Below are 12,177 nucleotides of genomic sequence, written 5' to 3' on the forward strand. Positions count from 1 at the left end.
AACGAGACGGGCAGACCTTGATCTGCCGTCCGACTATTCCTTTGAGGGTCGCCTGACATGGAGCGTCTGATACGCTTTTTTGCCGCATTGACCCGCTGGGGCCTCGGCTTGTGCGCCTTGCTGCTGGTATTGGCAGCGGTGTACGTGAGCCTTGGCCGTGAATTGACGCCGCTGGTGGCGGAGTACCGTGGCGAAATCGAGGCCAAGGCCCGTACGGCGCTGGATATGCCCTTGAGCATCGGCAGCCTGGAAGGGCGCTGGAGCGGCTTTGCCCCGGTATTGATGGCTCACGACGTGATGGTCGGCGAGGGCACCAGTGCCCTGCGCCTGGATCAGGTACAAGTGGTGCCGGACATCTGGGCCAGCCTGCTGGCGCGCGAAGTACGCATTGCCCACCTGGAAGTCAGCGGCCTGCAAGTCAGCGTTAAGGAAGACCAGGACGGCCATTGGGCGCTGCAAGGCCTGCCGGTGCAGGACGACCAGCCACTGGATCCCGAACAACTGCTGACGCGCATGCAAATGGTCGGGCAGGTTTCATTGATCGACAGCCAGGTGACGCTGCAGCCATTCGACCAGGCGCCGCTGACCTTGACCTATGTGGGCGTGAGCCTGCAGACCGGAGCCAACCGCCAGCGCCTGGACGCGCGCTTGACCCTGCCTGACGGCCAGCCCCTGGCGTTGAACCTGAACACCCGGATCCGCGCCAGCCAGTGGAAGGACGGCGAAGCCCAGGCTTACCTGAGCTTGCCCCAGAGTGATTGGGCAAAATGGATCCCGGCGAAACTGCTCCAGCAATGGAAGCTCACCGAATTCAAGGCTGGCGGCGAATTCTGGCTGACCTGGGCCAAGGGCACTGTGCAAAGTGCTGCCGTGCGCCTTAACGCCCCGCAACTCAAAGGCAGCTATGCCGATCGAAAGCCGACGCACATCGAGAACCTGGCCCTCACCGCCTACCTGCAACGCAGTGACAGCGGCCTCAAGGTGCTGTTTGACTCGCTGGCGATGAACCTCGGCGACACCCGCTGGGAATCGCGCCTGCAACTGCAACAAACCCTGGCGACCGACAAGGCCCAGGAAGTCTGGAACCTGCAGGCCGATCGCCTCGACCTGACGCCGATCACGCCATTGCTGCACGCCTTGGCGCCTTTGCCGGAAGCCGTGGCCACAACCCTGGATCATCTGAAGGCCACCGGCACGCTGCGCAATGTGTTGCTGGATTACCGGCCTCAAGACACCACCGACCAGCGCGTGAGCTTTGCGGCCAACCTCGACCGCATCGGCTTTGATGCCTACTTCGGCGCACCGGCCGCGCGCAATGTCAGCGGCAGCATCAGCGGTGACCTGGGCAAGGGCGAGTTGCGTATGGACAGCAAGGACTTCTCCTTGCACCTGTTTCCGATTTTCGCCAAGCCCTGGCAATACATCCAGGCCAATGCGCGCCTGACGTGGAAGCTGGATAAAGAAGGCTTCACCCTCATCGCGCCGTACATCAAGGTGCTGGGGGAGGAGGGCAAAGTCGCCGCCGACTTCCTGATTCGCCTGCATTTCGACCATAGCCAGGAAGACTACATGGACCTGCGGGTCGGTATGGTCGATGGCGATGGCCGCTTTACCCCCAAATACCTCCCGGCCGTGTTGAGCCCGGCACTCGATGAATGGCTGCGTACCGCCATTCTCAAGGGCGCGGTGGACGAGGGCTTCTTCCAGTACCAAGGCTCGCTGAATCACGATGCGCTGCCCGCCTCACGCAATATCAGCCTGTTCTTCAAGGTGCATGATGCCGAGCTGGCGTTCCAGCCGGGCTGGCCGCACGTCAGCAAGGTCAAGGGTGAAGTGTTTGTCGAGGAAAGCGGCGTGCGCATCCTGGCCAGCAAGGGCCAGTTGCTCGATACCAAGGTCAACGACATCTACGTCAACATTCCCCATGCGCCCGAAGGCAAGGACAGTCACCTGCTGCTCACCGGCAACTTCGCCGGCGGCTTGGGCGATGGCCTGAAAATCCTTCAGGAAGCGCCGATTGGTACCGCTTCGACCTTTGCCGGCTGGAAAGGCGAGGGTGATCTGCAAGGCAAGCTCGACCTGGATGTTCCCCTGGCCAAGGGCACCGAGCCCAAGATTGTGGTGGACTTCAAGACCGACAAGGCCCGCCTGCAACTGGCTGAGCCGACATTGGACCTGACCCAGCTCAAGGGTGACTTCCGCTTCGACAGCGCCAAGGGGCTGAGTGGCCAGAACATCAGCGCCCAGGCCTTTGATCGCCCCGTCACCGCGCAGATTTTCGCCGATGGCAAGCAAGGTAACTTGAATACCCGCGTCACCGCCAAAGGGCAGGTGACCGTCAAGCGCCTGACTGACTGGCTGAAGGTCAGCCAGCCGTTGCCGGTGTCCGGCGATATCCCCTACCAATTGCAGCTCAACCTCGACGGCGCCGACAGCCAGTTGATGGTCAGTTCCAACCTCAAGGGCGTAGCTGTGGACCTGCCGGCACCGTTCGGCATGCCGGCGAGCCAGGGCCGTGACAGTGTGTTCCGCATGACCTTGCAGGGTAAGGAGCGCCGTTACTGGTTTGATTATGGCGAGCTGGGCAGCTTCACCTTCGCCGCCCCGGCTGACAGTTTTGCCGATGGCCGTGGCGAGCTATTCCTGGGGGATGGCGCTGCGGTGTTACCGGCGGGCAAGGGCTTGCGTATCCGCGGTGTGTTGTCGGAGCTGGATATCGATCCCTGGAAAAAACTCGTGGACCGTTACGCCGGCAACGACCCGGGTGGCAGTGCCAAGCAGCTGTTGAGCGGGGCCGACTTCAAGGTCGGCAAGCTGACCGGCTTCGGCACCCAGTTTGATCAGGTCAACCTGCAACTGGATCGCAAACCCGGCGCCTGGGGCTTGCAGTTCGACAGCCAGCAGGCCAAGGGCACCGTGGGCTTGCCGGACGCCAAGGGCGCGCCGATTGCGATCAACTTGCAGTACGTGAAATTGCCTGCGGTGGATCCGACGGTGCAGGCGGACGAAAATGCGCCGGACCCGTTGGCTGATGTTGATCCCAAGGATATTCCGGCGCTGGATATCGCGATCAACCAGTTGTTCCAGGGGCCGGACCTGGTGGGTGCCTGGTCGTTGAAAGTGCGGCCGACGGCCAAAGGTATGGCATTCAACAGCCTCAACCTGGGCCTCAAGGGCATGCTGCTCCAGGGCGCCGGCGGTTGGGAGGGCGCTCCCGGCGCTAGCAGCAGTTGGTACAAGGGCCGCCTGGACGGCAAGAACATCGGGGACGTGCTCAAGGGCTGGGGGTTTGCACCGAGCGTGACCAGTGAAGAGTTTCATGTGGACGTGGATGGCCGTTGGCCGGGCTCGCCAGCCTGGGTCGGTCCAAAGCGCTTCTCCGGTAGCCTGGATGCAAGCTTCCGTAAAGGCCAGTTTGTTGAAGTGGAAGGCGGCGCCCAGGCGCTGCGGGTGTTTGGCTTGCTGAATTTCAACTCCATCGGTCGCCGGCTGCGCCTGGACTTCTCGGACTTGCTCGGCAAAGGCTTGAGCTATGACCGGGTCAAAGGCTTGCTGGCGGCCAGTAATGGCGTGTTTGTGACCCGTGAACCGATCACCATGACCGGCCCGTCGAGCAACCTGGAGCTCAACGGCACCCTGGACCTGGTGGCTGATCGTGTCGATGCCAAGCTGTTGGTGACGCTGCCGGTCACCAACAACCTGCCGATTGCCGCGCTGATCGTCGGCGCGCCGGCCATTGGTGGTGCGCTGTTCCTGATCGACAAGCTGATTGGCGACCGTGTTTCGCGTTTCGCCAGCGTGCAGTACAAGGTAGAAGGCCCGTGGAAGGACCCGAAAATCACCTTCGACAAGCCATTTGAAAAGCCAAACTGAGTACCCGTGGAGTAGCATGGCCTCATGCCTTTTCTGGAGTGTAGGCCCATGTCCTTTGCGGTAATCCAAATGGTCAGCCAAAGCGATGTGCTGGCCAACCTGGCCCAGGCCCGGCGCCTGCTGGAGCAAGCAGCGGCGGGTGGTGCAAGGCTTGCGGTACTCCCGGAAAACTTCGCCGCCATGGGCCGTCGCGATGTGGCCGATATCGGTCGCGCCGAAGCCTTGGGCGAAGGTCCTATCCTGCCATGGTTGAAACAGACCGCCCGCGACCTCACCTTATGGATAGTGGCCGGCACTTTGCCGTTGCCTCCAAAGGACCAACCCAACGCCAAGTCCAATGCCTGCTCGTTGCTGATCGATGATCAGGGCGAAATCGTTGCCCGTTACGACAAGCTGCACCTGTTTGATGTCGACGTGGCCGATGCCCGGGGTCGTTATCGTGAATCCGATGACTATGCTCATGGTAGCCAGGTGGTGGTGGCGGATACGCCAGTTGGCCGTCTGGGGCTGACAGTGTGTTACGACTTGCGCTTCCCGGAGCTGTACAGCGAATTGCGCGCGGCGGGTGCCGAACTGATCACCGCGCCCTCGGCCTTTACGGCGGTAACGGGGGCTGCGCACTGGGACGTGCTGATCCGTGCCCGGGCCATCGAGACCCAGTGCTACCTGCTGGCGGCCGCCCAGGGTGGCGTGCATCCGGGGCCCCGGGAAACCTTCGGGCATGCAGCGATCATCGACCCTTGGGGGCGCGTGCTGGCACAACAGGATCAAGGCGAAGCGGTGTTGTTGGCCGAACGCGATAGCAGTGAACAGGCGTCGATACGGACGCGCATGCCGGTGGCGGGCCACCGGCGCTTTTTCTCGCAGGGCGCGCAGCGACCTGCTTCAGAACGATGAATTTAAGGCCAAACCTATGAGCGAGTTGTTGTCCTCAGTCAGTGAACACCTCCTGGCGCCCGGTGGCGTGACCATCGAAAGCTTGCAAACGGTCCTCGGTGATCTGGCCGGGCCAGGCATCGACGCTGCCGACCTGTATTTCCAGGGGCAGATTTCCGAGTCCTGGGCCCTGGAAGACGGGATCGTCAAGGAAGGCAGTTTCAACCTTGACCAAGGTGTGGGCGTGCGTGCGCAGTCCGGTGAAAAAACCGGTTTTGCCTACAGCAATGCCATCACCCTTGAAGCCCTGGGCCTGGCGGCTCGCGCGGCGCGTTCGATCTCCCGTGCCGGCCAAAACGGCACGGTGCAGGCGTTCAGCACCCAGGACGTGGCCCAATTGTACGCGCCGGATAACCCTCTGGAAGTGATCAGCCGCGCTGAAAAGGTCGAGCTGCTCAAGCGTGTGGACGCGGCGACCCGTGCCCTGGACCCGCGTATCCAGCAAGTCACCGTGAGCATGGCCGGTGTGTGGGAGCGCATCCTCGTGGCCTCCACCGATGGCGGCCTGGCGGCGGATGTGCGGCCGCTGGTGCGTTTCAATGTCAGCGTGATCGTTGAACAGAACGGCCGCCGCGAGCGCGGCGGCCATGGCGGCGGCGGGCGTACCGACTACCGTTATTTCCTCACCGAAGACCGCGCCATGGGTTATGCCCGTGAAGCGCTGCGCCAGGCGCTGGTTAACCTGGAAGCGATTCCGGCACCGGCCGGTACGTTGCCGGTGGTGCTGGGTTCCGGCTGGTCCGGCGTGCTGCTGCATGAAGCGGTGGGCCACGGCCTGGAAGGTGACTTCAACCGCAAGGGCAGTTCGGCCTACAGCGGGCGCATGGGCGAGATGGTCGCGTCCAAGCTGTGCACCATCGTCGATGACGGCACCCTGGCCGGGCGTCGCGGCTCGTTGAGCGTCGATGACGAAGGCACCCCGACCGAGTGCACCACACTGATCGAAAACGGCGTGCTCAAGGGCTACATGCAAGACAAGCTCAACGCCCGCCTGATGGGCGTGGCCCGCACCGGTAACGGTCGTCGCGAGTCCTACGCGCACCTGCCGATGCCGCGCATGACCAACACCTACATGCTCGGTGGCGAAAGCGACCCGGCCGAAATCATCGCCTCGGTGAAACGCGGTATCTACTGCGCCAACCTGGGTGGTGGGCAGGTGGACATCACCAGCGGCAAGTTCGTGTTCTCCACCAGCGAGGCGTATTTGATCGAAGACGGCAAGATCACCGCGCCGGTCAAGGGTGCAACGTTGATTGGCAACGGCCCGGAAGCCATGAGCAAGGTCTCGATGGTCGGTAACGACCTGTCGCTGGACAGCGGTGTGGGGACATGCGGGAAGGATGGTCAGTCGGTGCCGGTGGGTGTTGGCCAGCCAACCTTGAAAATTGATGCGATCACCGTGGGTGGCACGGGGTCGTAAGAACGGGAGCTTCGGGTGGCGAAAGTCGCCACCCGGGGAAGAGGGTCAGCGCAGGCCGCGTTGACTATCGTCCAGCTCACGGATGTATTTGAAGATTTTTCGGCTGGAGGCCGGTGGCTTGCTTTGCGCCAGTTCGTGCTGGGCCTGACGGATCAGGGAGCGCAATTGTTGGCGATCGGCATCCGGGTACTCGATGACGAACTTCTCCAGTACCGCGTCATCGCCGGCGATCAAGCGATCACGCCAGCGTTCCAGGTTATGGAAACGCTCGTTGTACTGGCGAGTGGAGGCATCGAGTTGATCGAGCAACGTCAGAATGGCGTCAGTGTCCTGGTCGCGCATCAGTTTGCCGATAAACATGAGGTGCCGTTTACGCGCGATATTCGCGGTGTGCTTGGGCGCATCGTTCAGGGCCCGGCGCAGGGCGTCGGTCAATGGCAGTTTTGCACACAAGTCAGGCTTGAGTGTTGTAAGGCGCTCGCCGAGGTCAACCAGAGCATGCAGCTCGCGTTTGACCTGAGATTTGCTTTTCTCCCCATCGAGGGAGTCGTCGTAAGAATCAACCATGGTGGCAGTCCGCAAAGAAACGCCGCCATGATAACCAGTCGGGGGCCGCTTGTCCGGCCCGGTCGCTAGAAGGCCTTAACCGAAAGCAGAATTTGAGTGGAGAAAACCATGAGTGCAACCCAAAGCGTCGGTCCGCAAGCGTTACCGGCACTGCAGGAACAAGTCGAGCAGATCATTGCCGAGGCCAAGCGCCAGGGGGCCAGTGCCTGTGAAGTGGCGGTGTCCCTGGAGCAGGGGTTGTCGACATCGGTACGCCAGCGGGAAGTGGAAACGGTTGAGTTCAACCGCGACCAGGGGTTTGGCATCACCTTGTACGTGGGTCAGCGCAAAGGCTCGGCCAGCACCTCCGCCAGCGGCCCGGAAGCGATTCGCGAAACCGTCGCGGCGGCACTGGCGATTGCCAAGCACACGTCTGAAGATGAAAGCTCCGGCTTGGCCGATGCAGCCCTGATGGCTCGGGACTTGAAGGATTTTGACCTGTTTCATGCCTGGGACATCACCCCTGAGCAGGCGATTGAACAGGCACTGACCTGTGAAGCGGCGGCATTTGATGCCGACAGCCGGATCAAGAACGCTGATGGCACTACCTTGAGCACTCATCAGGGTTGCCGCGTGTATGGCAACAGCCATGGCTTTATCGGCGGTTATGCCTCGACTCGTCACAGCCTGAGCTGCGTGATGATCGCCGAAGCCAACGGCCAGATGCAGCGTGATTACTGGTACGACGTGAACCGCCAGGGCGAATTGCTGATGGACCCGGTGCTCATTGGCCAACGTGCCGCACAACGTGCGGCCAGCCGCCTGGGCGCACGCCCGGTGCCGACTTGCGAAGTGCCGGTGCTGTTTTCGGCGGAACTGGCCGGTGGTCTGTTCGGCAGCTTCCTTGGGGCGATTTCCGGCGGCAACCTGTACCGCAAGTCGTCGTTCCTCGAGGGCGCGATTGGCCAGAAGCTGTTCCCGGAATGGCTGACCATCGATGAGCGCCCGCACCTGATGCGCGCCATGGGCAGCTCTTCATTTGACGGTGATGGCTTGGCGACTTATGCCAAGCCGTTCGTCGAGAACGGTGAGTTGGTGTCCTACGTGCTGGGTACTTACGCCGGTCGCAAGCTCGGCCTGCCAAGCACCGCCAACTCCGGCGGCGTGCACAACCTGTTCATCACCCATGGGGATGAAGACCAGGCGGCGCTGTTGCGGCGCATGGGGCGTGGCTTGCTGGTCACCGAGTTGATGGGGCATGGGCTGAATATGGTCACGGGTGATTACTCCCGTGGCGCGGCGGGTTTCTGGGTGGAGAACGGTGAAATCCAGTTCGCCGTGCAGGAAGTGACCATCGCCGGCAATATGCGCGACATGTTCAAGCAGATTGTCGCAGTGGGGAATGACCTGGAACTGCGCAGCAACATCCGCACCGGTTCGGTGTTAATCGAGAAGATGACCGTCGCCGGCAGCTAACCCGCCGAAAGACGCTGTAAAAAAAGGCGCGCCATCCACTGGATAGCGCGCTTTTTTTTGTGTCTGGAATTCCGAGTGATTTCCTCAGGCTCTTGTTTTGATTCTCAATATCATTTAATAATAAATATCATTACCGAATGAGTGTGGATCATGAGTTCTGTCCTGCATGAGGATCCCTACCTGGAAAGCTGGCGTTGGATGAGTCGTCAGATTCGCTGCGGCCTTGATCCCGACGAGCCCCGCCTGATCGAACATTACCTGGCCGAAGGCCGGTACCTCGCCTGTTGCACCGCGACCCACCCGTGGACTATCGGCGAAACCTCATTCCGCTTGCTGCTCGACACCGCCTCCGACATCGCCTTGCCCTGGCACTGGCGGTCCATGTGCCTGGACCAGGCCTGGCGCCCGTTGCGCGACCTGGAAAAACTGTCCCACTGTGCCTGCCGCCTCAAGCGCTGGCAGACCTTTGCCTGGCAATTGGCGACCTGCGAATTGCTTCCATCCATTTCTCACTCCGACTTGGTGCAAGGATCTTCCGATGAGTAACACCCGTATCGAACGCGACAGCATGGGCGAACTGCAAGTGCCCGCCGAGGCCCTGTATGGCGCGCAAACCCAGCGTGCGGTGAACAACTTTCCCATCAGCCACCAGCGCATGCCGGCGCAGTTCATTCGTGCGCTGATCCTGGCCAAGGCTGCGGCGGCCAAGGCTAACGTCGAGCTGAAACAACTGAGCGAAGCCCAGGGCAAGGCCATCGTTGATGCCGCCCAAGGCTTGCTGGAAGGCGACTTCATGCAGCACTTCCCGGTGGATATCTTCCAGACCGGCTCCGGCACCAGCTCCAACATGAATGCCAACGAAGTGATTGCGACCCTGGCCAGCCGCTTGCTGGGGGAGCCGGTCAACCCCAACGATCACGTCAACTGCGGCCAAAGCAGCAACGACATCATCCCGACCACCATTCACGTCAGCGCAGCGCTGGTGTTGCATGAGCAAACCCTGCCGGCGCTGCTGCACCTGGTACAGGTGATCGAGCACAAGGCCGAAGAGGTGCACCGCTTCGTCAAGACCGGGCGCACTCACCTGATGGACGCGATGCCGGTGCGCATGAGCCAGGTACTCAATGGCTGGGCGCAGCAGCTCAAGGCCAATATCGGCCACCTGCAAGACCTGCTGCCAAGTTTGCAGGCGCTGGCCCAGGGCGGCACTGCCGTCGGCACCGGGATCAATGCGCATCCGGAGTTTGCGGCGCGTTTCAGCCAGCAACTGAGCAATCTGACCCACGTCCAGTTCACTCCGGGCAAGAACCTGTTTGCCCTGATCGGCTCCCAGGACACCGCCGTCGCAGTCTCGGGGCAGCTCAAGACCACCGCCGTGTCCTTGATGAAAATCGCCAATGATCTGCGCTGGATGAACTCCGGCCCGTTGGCCGGCCTCGGTGAGATCGAGCTGGAAGGCCTGCAACCGGGCTCCTCGATCATGCCGGGCAAGGTCAATCCGGTGATCCCGGAAGCTACCGCCATGGTTGCCGCACAAGTCATCGGCAATGACACGGTGATCACCATCGCCGGCCAGTCCGGCAACTTCGAACTCAACGTGATGCTGCCGATCATTGCCCAGAACCTGCTCAGCAGCCTGGAATTGCTGGCCAACTCCAGCCGCCTGCTGGCCGACAAGGCCATCGCCAGCTTCAAGGTCAACGAAGCCAAGCTCAAGGAAGCGCTGTCACGCAACCCGATCCTGGTGACCGCACTCAACCCGATCATCGGTTACCAAAAGGCCGCCGAAATCGCCAAGAAGGCCTATCAACAAGGCCGCCCGGTGATTGACGTGGCGCTCGAACACACCGACCTGCCCCGCAGCCAACTGGAAATCCTGCTGGATCCGGAAAAGCTCACGGCCGGCGGCGTGTAATCACCGACCCTGCTTTGGAGGCTCACCATGGAGCACTGGAAACGCACGATCGAACGGGCCAATCGCTGCTTTATGGCGGGCGAGCTGGTAGATGCCCGCGAGGCCTATCTGCAAGCCCTGGCCCTGGCTCAAGTGTTGTTTGAGCGCTGGGCGGATGCCGACGAAGCGGTGGCGGCTTGCGTCATTTCTCATCACAACCTGGCCGACCTGCATCTGCGCCTGAACCAGCCGGAAGAAAGCGCGGAATACCTCTGCGCCATTCACCAGCGCTTGTTGCAGACCATGCAGGACACACGCCTGAACCCGCAATTGCGGGAGGCGGCCCTGCGCCAGAGCAGCAAGACCTACGTCGAACTGCTGAATTTCATCAGCGATCACGGTGAGTACCCACGTACCCACCGCCTGCTGGGCAGCAACGTGGCGCCATCGGATGCGTCGACCCGCAACAGCCCTTTTTATGGAGCTCATTGATATGTCCTACACCTTGCCGGCCCTGCCTTACGCCTACGATGCCCTTGAACCGCATATCGATGCGCAAACCATGGAGATCCACTACACCAAGCACCACCAGACCTACATCAATAACCTAAACGCGGCTGTCGAAGGCACCGAGTTTGCCGGTTGGCCGGTGGAGAAGCTGGTGTCCAGCGTCCAGCAACTGCCGGAAAAGCTGCGGGCGGCGGTGATCAACCAGGGCGGCGGTCACGCTAACCACTCGTTGTTCTGGGCAGTGATGTCGCCCAAAGGCGGCGGCAAACCGGATGGTGCGCTGGGCAAAGCCATCGATGAACAGTTGGGCGGTTTCGATGCGTTCAAAGAAGCGTTCACCAAAGCTGCCTTGACCCGTTTTGGCAGTGGCTGGGCGTGGTTGAGCGTGACCCCGCAAAAGACCCTGGTGGTGGAAAGCAGCGGCAACCAGGACAGCCCGCTGATGAACGGCAATACGCCAATCCTCGGCCTGGACGTCTGGGAACACGCTTACTACCTGCTGTACCAGAACCGTCGTCCGGAATACATCAATGCGTTCTACAGCGTCATCAATTGGCCGGAAGTTGCCGGACGCTACCAGGCGGCGCTGGGCTGAAACTCCTCCATAACAAGATCTAAGGCCGACTATGGGCACTGAAACACTGGCGATCAGCAGCGTGCGGATGTTTCGTTATGCGTTTGGCTCGCTGCTGCTATTGGCAGGAACTGCATTGCTGGTGGCCCAAGGGCTGGCCTGGCTTGACCTGGAACCCCGCATCCTGCGGGCCTTGCAAGGTGGTGCGATTTGCGCGCTTGGCACCGCCTTGGGCGCCGTGCCGGTACTGGTGATCCGCCGGATGCCGTTGGCGGTGAGCGACACGCTGCTTGGCTTCGGTGCCGGGGTGATGCTGGCAGCGACGGCGTTTTCGCTCATCGTGCCGGGTATCGCGGCGGCTGAAAGCCTCGGCCTGACGGCTTGGGCCGCCAGCGGCTTGATCAGCTTCGGCATCATGCTGGGCGCATTCGGGCTGTATCTGGTAGATCGCAAGGTCTCCGGCGCCAGCCCGGAAATGCTGGTGGGCAGTCCGGAACATCCGGTGATACCACCGCGCATCTGGCTCTTTGTGTTCGCCATCATTGCCCATAACATTCCCGAAGGCATGGCGGTGGGGGTCTCGGCGGGCGGCGGCATGCCTGATGCTGACAGCCTGGCCATGGGCATTGCCTTGCAGGATGTGCCGGAAGGTCTGGTGATTGCGTTGGTATTGGCCGGGGCAGGGATGTCGCGGGTCAAGGCGTTCCTGATCGGTGCGGCGTCAGGCCTGGTGGAACCGGTGTTTGCGGTGCTGTGTGCCTGGCTGGTAAGCCTGGCGGAGGTGCTGTTGCCGTTGGGGCTGGCACTGGCGGCCGGGGCAATGCTGTTGGTGGTGACTCACGAAGTCATTCCCGAGTCGCGGCGCAATGGCCATGACAAGCTCGCCAGCTTGGGGCTGTGTATCGGGTTCTGTTTGATGATGGTGATGGATACGGCATTGGGGTGAAG

The 12,177-nt window shown here is 61.6% G+C and carries 10 protein-coding genes; 9 read left to right on the forward strand and 1 reads right to left on the reverse strand.

Annotated features, from left to right (window positions below; translation table 11 throughout):
- The first annotated feature begins 57 nt into the window (after positions 1-57).
- The 3 genes from ACUN0G_RS18045 to tldD are packed head-to-tail and all read left to right on the forward strand — an operon-like array spanning position 58 to position 6,229.
- Positions 58-3,873: a YhdP family protein gene (locus ACUN0G_RS18045; RefSeq protein WP_258348020.1), complete on the forward strand. Its 3,816-nt coding sequence runs from the start codon at positions 58-60 to the stop codon at positions 3,871-3,873.
- A gap of 48 nt (positions 3,874-3,921) precedes the next feature.
- The gene (locus tag ACUN0G_RS18050; RefSeq protein WP_008437218.1) at positions 3,922-4,770 is read left to right on the forward strand and encodes a carbon-nitrogen hydrolase family protein; all 849 of its coding nucleotides are present in this window, start codon (positions 3,922-3,924) and stop codon (positions 4,768-4,770) included.
- A 16-nt stretch (positions 4,771-4,786) separates the two neighbouring features.
- Complete coding sequence (gene tldD / locus ACUN0G_RS18055) at positions 4,787-6,229, forward strand: metalloprotease TldD (RefSeq protein WP_010170608.1); 1,443 nt, start codon at positions 4,787-4,789, stop codon at positions 6,227-6,229.
- Positions 6,230-6,274: 45 nt separating this feature from the next.
- On the opposite strand, the gene yjgA is transcribed toward tldD, so the two are convergent.
- The gene (gene yjgA / locus ACUN0G_RS18060) at positions 6,275-6,796 is read right to left on the reverse strand and encodes a ribosome biogenesis factor YjgA (RefSeq protein WP_003216092.1); all 522 of its coding nucleotides are present in this window, start codon (positions 6,794-6,796) and stop codon (positions 6,275-6,277) included.
- Positions 6,797-6,904: 108 nt separating this feature from the next.
- Between yjgA and pmbA the strand changes: the two genes are divergently transcribed.
- The 6 genes from pmbA (at position 6,905) to ACUN0G_RS18090 (ending at position 12,175) form a co-directional block, all read left to right on the forward strand.
- The gene (gene pmbA / locus ACUN0G_RS18065; protein WP_063027149.1) at positions 6,905-8,251 is read left to right on the forward strand and encodes a metalloprotease PmbA; all 1,347 of its coding nucleotides are present in this window, start codon (positions 6,905-6,907) and stop codon (positions 8,249-8,251) included.
- Between the two features lie 150 nt (positions 8,252-8,401).
- Positions 8,402-8,797, forward strand: coding sequence for a hypothetical protein (locus ACUN0G_RS18070; protein ID WP_010170602.1), 396 nt, complete (start codon positions 8,402-8,404; stop codon positions 8,795-8,797).
- Positions 8,790-10,166 carry a class II fumarate hydratase gene (locus ACUN0G_RS18075; protein WP_076014429.1) on the forward strand — a complete coding sequence of 459 codons (1,377 nt, stop codon included), beginning with the start codon at positions 8,790-8,792 and terminating at the stop codon, positions 10,164-10,166. Before ACUN0G_RS18070 ends, ACUN0G_RS18075 begins: the two co-directional genes overlap by 8 nt.
- A gap of 27 nt (positions 10,167-10,193) precedes the next feature.
- On the forward strand, positions 10,194-10,637 hold the full coding sequence (locus tag ACUN0G_RS18080) for a hypothetical protein (protein WP_063027153.1): 444 nt from the start codon (positions 10,194-10,196) through the stop codon (positions 10,635-10,637).
- 1 nt (position 10,638) lies between these two features.
- On the forward strand, positions 10,639-11,250 hold the full coding sequence (locus ACUN0G_RS18085) for a superoxide dismutase (protein ID WP_076014428.1): 612 nt from the start codon (positions 10,639-10,641) through the stop codon (positions 11,248-11,250).
- A 31-nt stretch (positions 11,251-11,281) separates the two neighbouring features.
- A complete protein-coding gene (locus ACUN0G_RS18090; RefSeq protein ID WP_445573947.1) occupies positions 11,282-12,175 on the forward strand; it encodes a ZIP family metal transporter in 894 nt (297 codons plus the stop codon).
- Positions 12,176-12,177 lie beyond the last annotated feature (2 nt).

The sequence above is a fragment of the Pseudomonas sp. 32A genome (assembly GCF_052682255.1).

Coding starts and splice junctions, on each gene's coding strand:
- ACUN0G_RS18045 (WP_258348020.1), top strand. CDS start 58: ATGGAGCGTCTGATACGCTTTTTTGCCGCATTGACCCGCTGGGGCCTC.
- ACUN0G_RS18050 (WP_008437218.1), top strand. CDS start 3,922: ATGTCCTTTGCGGTAATCCAAATGGTCAGCCAAAGCGATGTGCTGGCC.
- tldD (WP_010170608.1), top strand. CDS start 4,787: ATGAGCGAGTTGTTGTCCTCAGTCAGTGAACACCTCCTGGCGCCCGGT.
- yjgA (WP_003216092.1), bottom strand. CDS start 6,796: ATGGTTGATTCTTACGACGACTCCCTCGATGGGGAGAAAAGCAAATCT.
- pmbA (WP_063027149.1), top strand. CDS start 6,905: ATGAGTGCAACCCAAAGCGTCGGTCCGCAAGCGTTACCGGCACTGCAG.
- ACUN0G_RS18070 (WP_010170602.1), top strand. CDS start 8,402: ATGAGTTCTGTCCTGCATGAGGATCCCTACCTGGAAAGCTGGCGTTGG.
- ACUN0G_RS18075 (WP_076014429.1), top strand. CDS start 8,790: ATGAGTAACACCCGTATCGAACGCGACAGCATGGGCGAACTGCAAGTG.
- ACUN0G_RS18080 (WP_063027153.1), top strand. CDS start 10,194: ATGGAGCACTGGAAACGCACGATCGAACGGGCCAATCGCTGCTTTATG.
- ACUN0G_RS18085 (WP_076014428.1), top strand. CDS start 10,639: ATGTCCTACACCTTGCCGGCCCTGCCTTACGCCTACGATGCCCTTGAA.
- ACUN0G_RS18090 (WP_445573947.1), top strand. CDS start 11,282: ATGGGCACTGAAACACTGGCGATCAGCAGCGTGCGGATGTTTCGTTAT.